Consider the following 4988-nt stretch of genomic DNA (forward strand, 5'->3'; position numbering starts at 1 on the left):
GATGACGGTGAGGTTCCACCTGTTCCCATTCCGAACACAGAAGTTAAGCTCACTCGTGCCCAAGATAGTTCGCTGGAAACGGCGCGTGAAAATAGGTAGTCGCCGACTTTTATATGGCCCGTTGGTCAAGCGGTTAAGACAGAGGCCTCTCACGCCTTTAACATCGGTTCGATTCCGGTACGGGTCACCATATGCACCTCTAGCTCAGTTGGTAGAGCAACTGACTCTTAATCAGTGGGCCCAGGGTTCGAGTCCCTGGAGGTGCACCAATAAAAGAGCGTTGAATCGTAAGATTTGACGCTCTTTTTCGTTATGTAACCCCGAAAATTCGGGGCTTGCACGGTCAATGCACGGTTTTTGCACGGTCGGCTTTTTCGTGGGAATCCTCTGCATGGGCTGGAATTGCTTTGAAATGCGTGGTAAATTTTGCATCAGGTCAGAAGAGCCAGACGGAGCTGCGCCTTTACTTCGGGGTCTGCGTTCTTCAGAAGTTCCAGCAGAGCAGTCATAGAGATGGTCGGTTCGCCTGCGGCGGGTACAGCCTGTGGGCTGGGGCTTTCGGACTTAGCATAGAACCCTTCCTCGAACTTCTTCCCCAGTTCAACACGAGAGGACTGCTGGATATGGGCGTAGGTGTTCACCAGCATATCCGCACTGGCGTGTCCTGTGGTCCCCTGCACCGCCTTGATGTCACCGCCGGAGATCATCAACTGATAGGTCGCGCTGGAATGCCGCAGACCGTGAAAGACGATGCGTGGAAACTCCGGGTGCGCGTCCTGCCATTTCAGGAACTTTTTGCGGATGAGCACCGGCTCCACCGCCAGACCGTTGGGCAGACGGAACAGCATCCCACTGTCATGGTAGCGTGTCGGGTCTTTTCTCTCGTCTGTCGCCAGCTGATTCAGCCACTTCTTCAATTCTTCTTTTAGTGCAGAGGTCATGAAGATGGTGCGGCAGGAGGATGCGGTTTTGGTGCTTTTCAGGATGAGGGAAGTGGTGCTGCGCTCCAGCTTGTCCGGGAATACCTTGATGATGCAGCCATCGTCCACTTGGTTCAGGGCTTCTTTTCGCACCCGCTGCATGGATTTGTTGATACGGAAGGTTCCGATACCATCTGCTGCGTCAAAATCAAGATCTTCTGGGGTCAGACCAACGATCTCGCCTTCTCGCAGCGCGCCCACCAGTGTGAGATGGACTGCCAGATGCAGGATGGGGTCCTCCATGCTGTCCAGAGCCGCCCGCATTTCCTCTACCGTCCAGATGGTGCGCTCCTGCGTGGACTTCTTGGGGCTGTCCACAGGAACAGGACTTTTGACAAGAATGCCCCATTCCACGGCGTACTGGAACGTTGTGCCCAGCAGCCGATGCACCTCATGGATCGTCGTGCCGGAAAGGAATCGCTGCTTCTGCTTTTCGGTCAATTCCTGCTTCTTTCCCTCGATATACGAACCGCAGGGCGTTTTGCTCAGGGTCGTATAGAGGTTTTCCATGTGGTAGGGCTTGAGTTTCTGCATCTCCATGCTGCCGATATAGGGGATAATCAGATTCTGGATGGTGGAAAGATTGGATTCGTAGGTTTTGGGGGCCCACTTGTGCTTGCTGCACTGCTTGGGCAGCCAATCCATGAGGAACTCTGCCACCGTCACCGAGGACGGAATCAGGAATGTGCCAGCTGCCAGTTCATGTTCGATCTGCTTCTTTCGGTTCGTTGCCTCCTCTTTTGTAGGAAAACTTTCCCATTTGTCGCAGCTCTTGCCGTGTTCATCTTCGTAGGTGTAGCGGACGCTGTAAGAGTTGCCGCGCTTCGTAATATATGCCATACTGTTTGCCTCCTCTTATCAAGCTGCCCGGTAGAGCCACGCATCGAAGCTGTCCTTCGGCACACGGATGCTTCCGCCTACCCGCAGGACACGGAATTCGGTGGTGCTGTTGCACAGGTTGTAAGCAGAGCGCAGACTGATGGCCAGCATTCGTGCGATCTCTTCCACCGTGTACACCAGCTTTGTAGTTGCCGGGCTGTCAGTCGGAGACTTGACGGCATTGGTTTGAGTGACCACTTCCATTGTAGTGGGATTCGAGTCCTTTTGCAAGAACTTATTCGTATAATCGGAAGATTGCACAGGGACGGTCATAGAATTACGGTCAAAATCCATAAGCATTTCTCCTTATATTGTCATATCATCTAAAAATTCAGCTTAAAGTTCTACATCTTGCCCACGCCTGCGGTTTCGCTGCTGCACATTCATGGTGAGCTCCTGCTTGGGGGCAAGAATCTTTTCCAGAAAGCCGCACACCAGTTCGGGCGCACGGTGGAGAGCATCCAGATAGGGTTTTACGTCGTACCACAGGTCGTGGTACTTGTTGCTCCAACGAACGGCCTCTTTCTTGGCGGTGGAAAGTTCTTCTTTCAGGCGGCGGTTCTCCACATCCATCATATAGCCGTGGTCGGCTTGCTTTTTCAGCTTGGAAAACTCTTCTTCGGTCAGCGAATAGTTGCCGAGAAAGGTGCGCTTACCAATATAATCCAGATCGCGCGCATGAATGAGGGCTTCTTTTGTGAGCGTGACCTTTTTCTGCACAGCGGCAAGTTCCTTTTCGGTCTTGGAGAGGGTTTTGTTGGTTTGGGTGAGGTGCTGCTCTTTCTGGTCAATCTGGGCGGTCAGAGTGTCCAGTCGCTCCTGCTCCCGCTGGACTTTGAACTGGGTGACGGTCAGGTGTTCTTCAGTGCTGCCACGCTCACCGCGCTCTACATCCGTATACCCGGCGTTGCGCATATAGTGGAAGAAATCGTCTTGCAGGACACTGTACGACTTCTTCAGGACTGGCTTGCCGCTCTTTTGCAGGACAGGCTTTCCGGCATCGTCCAGCAGGGGCTTGGAAGCCCACTTCTTGCTTCGGCTGACCTGCATGACGGTCTCCTTGACTGTGCCGACCAGTGCCTTGTCCTTGCAGCGTTTCGACCAGAGGATCTGCTTTTCCACCACAGGCACATAGACCACATGGAGATGATAGTGGTAGACTTCACGGCCTAATGCTTCGGTCATGGCACGGTTGATCTCATCGGCGTGCATGACTGCCGAGAGGATATACTGCTCACCGCCCACGATTTGAACGGCAGCTTGGTAGGCATCCTCATAGAACTGCTTGGCGAACTCGTAGCCGCCGTGGTTGTCAAAGTAGGCCGAGTTGACATCAAAGACAAGCTCGCAGTAATGGGTGGCATCCGGCTTCAAGCCGCGCGGTGAAATCGTGCCAGCGGTTTCCAGTTGGGCGAATAGGTCGGTGTAGCTGGCGGTTGGCTTTTTGAAGTGGATGTTCCATGCAGTGCGCTGGGGGATGATGTCGGGGTTCCGGTAGCTGTCCTTTTCGCGCTCGTTGTGCTGCTGAGTGTTGCCAACGGCCTTGTCCGAAACGGCGAGATTTCGAACACTGGTGCGGTCAATGCCATCATTTCTTGCCAAAGGGCATCCCTCCTTTCAAGGTTCATCGAGAGGTGACGGGTAACGGAGATGCACTTCTGCGGAAGTGTAATAACCCACTATGACACTTTCATCCCTATGGGCTGCAAAGTGTAGTGGGCTCTTCGAGGACTCTCCGAGGGGGAACGTCTCCTGCGGGAGAGTTACAATCAAGTTCGCACAATGCGAACTTGATTGCTCCGTACGCATCCGAAAAAATCGCGTACAGAGTTCAAATAACCTGTACGGTTCGTACGGTGTACGGAAACCCGAAATATAAACGATAACACGCCTTAATTTATCTCGATTTGCCGTACGGGTGCGTACAAGTACAGACCGTACAGGTTGTACGAACTTCTTCCGTGAAAAAATGCACTTTTTACGGACAGGGGTGGACAAGCGGCTCGATGCCTACAAAACCCCGCACCCTGCGGCCACCGGGCGGGGCGGTGTTATGTGTTGCACCAGAGTACCCCAAAGTGGGAACTCTGGTGTTTTTTGCCTTGTGCCTGAATATACGGAAAATTTTGCAGGAAAGGCGAAAAAGCGGCAGAACTGCAACGGAAAAAGAAAAATGCCCTCACTGGTTGCAGGGCTGCAACAGCAAGGGCAGAGAGGAAACCTTATATTGAACAAAACGGCAGAGCGTATTATAATGAGGAAAAAGCTCAAAAAGGAGGGCCGACCACATGGCACAGGAATATCTGCCCGCACCATCCAACATCCGTCTTGCGGACTTGATGAAAGAACACAACATCAGCCAACCAGAGCTTGCCAAGGAGATCGGCTGCTCCAAGAGCACCATCAGCCGCTTCATCAGCGGTGCGAAAGGAACCCTGACCCATGAGCAGGTGCTGAGGATTGCAAGGCTGTTCAACGTGTCCACGGATTTTCTGCTGGGAGAAACCAACATCCCCGACCGCAAAAATTACGACATTGCCGAACTGGGCTTGTCCGTAGAAGCCGCAAAGAACCTCTACACAGGGCGCATCAATGCAGAGGTGGTCAACCTGCTGCTGGAAAACGCCCGCTTTGCAGAGCTTACTTACCGCATAGCGCAGTATTTTGATGATACCTTTGCATCCGGCATCGCAGCACAGAACGCTATGCTCACGACATTGAGTACCCTTCTGCGCACAAAGGTCAAGACCCCGGAAGCAGCCAAGGCTGCAAAGGACATCAGCCTTCGGAGAAAGCCTGTGTACCAAGGCGACCTTGATGACATTGAGATGTATTTCATGGCAGCGGTCAAGGAGATCAAAAAGGGTATCGGGAGCCATTACGCCGAACAGGAAGCTATGAGCAAGAAAGTGGCAGAGAAGATGTTCACCGAATTGACCAAGGGGCAGGATGTACAGCACCCAACGATTACAGCAGAGCAGCTGACGGATGCAATGTTGGACAGTGTTTCGGGCATGGAGGGAGCTACGCCGGAAGCACTGGAACAGCTGCGGAACGGTCTGCTGGGAATCTTGCAGTCTGCCGCAGAGCAGGAAAACGCCCATGAAGCAGACGAATGAACGGCTTTGT

General features: G+C 53.1%; 4 protein-coding genes, 2 tRNA genes and 1 rRNA gene. 4 read left to right on the plus strand and 3 right to left on the minus strand.

Features of this window, described 5'->3' with window-relative positions; genetic code table 11:
• The 3 genes from rrf to DXA70_RS13410 form a co-directional block, all read left to right on the plus strand.
• Positions 1-108: ribosomal RNA gene (gene rrf, locus DXA70_RS13400) — 5S ribosomal RNA — on the plus strand; the annotation flags it as partial.
• 7 nt (positions 109-115) lie between these two features.
• A tRNA-Glu gene (locus tag DXA70_RS13405) sits at positions 116-190 on the plus strand.
• A gap of 3 nt (positions 191-193) precedes the next feature.
• Positions 194-269: transfer RNA gene (locus DXA70_RS13410), tRNA-Lys, on the plus strand.
• Positions 270-431: 162 nt separating this feature from the next.
• On the opposite strand, the gene DXA70_RS13420 is transcribed toward DXA70_RS13410, so the two are convergent.
• Genes DXA70_RS13420 through DXA70_RS13430 form a run of 3 tightly spaced genes read right to left on the minus strand, consistent with a single transcriptional unit; the run spans position 432 to position 3461 of the window.
• On the minus strand, positions 432-1820 hold the full coding sequence (locus DXA70_RS13420; RefSeq protein WP_128118750.1) for a site-specific integrase: 1389 nt from the start codon (positions 1818-1820) through the stop codon (positions 432-434).
• An 18-nt stretch (positions 1821-1838) separates the two neighbouring features.
• On the minus strand, positions 1839-2153 hold the full coding sequence (locus DXA70_RS13425; protein WP_112122197.1) for a helix-turn-helix domain-containing protein: 315 nt from the start codon (positions 2151-2153) through the stop codon (positions 1839-1841).
• 42 nt (positions 2154-2195) lie between these two features.
• The gene (locus DXA70_RS13430; protein WP_128118751.1) at positions 2196-3461 is read right to left on the minus strand and encodes a plasmid recombination protein; all 1266 of its coding nucleotides are present in this window, start codon (positions 3459-3461) and stop codon (positions 2196-2198) included.
• 686 nt (positions 3462-4147) lie between these two features.
• Between DXA70_RS13430 and DXA70_RS13435 the strand changes: the two genes are divergently transcribed.
• Positions 4148-4978, plus strand: coding sequence for a helix-turn-helix transcriptional regulator (locus DXA70_RS13435; protein ID WP_055187076.1), 831 nt, complete (start codon positions 4148-4150; stop codon positions 4976-4978).
• Positions 4979-4988 lie beyond the last annotated feature (10 nt).

The organism is Faecalibacterium sp. OF04-11AC (assembly GCF_003460645.1).
GTDB lineage: Bacteria > Bacillota > Clostridia > Oscillospirales > Ruminococcaceae > Faecalibacterium > Faecalibacterium prausnitzii_I.

What these genes read in the sequence shown, in the direction of transcription:
- DXA70_RS13420 (WP_128118750.1), bottom strand. Translation starts at nt 1,820, where the DNA reads ATGGCATATATTACGAAGCGCGGCAACTCTTACAGCGTCCGCTACACC.
- DXA70_RS13425 (WP_112122197.1), bottom strand. Translation starts at nt 2,153, where the DNA reads ATGGATTTTGACCGTAATTCTATGACCGTCCCTGTGCAATCTTCCGAT.
- DXA70_RS13435 (WP_055187076.1), top strand. Translation starts at nt 4,148, where the DNA reads ATGGCACAGGAATATCTGCCCGCACCATCCAACATCCGTCTTGCGGAC.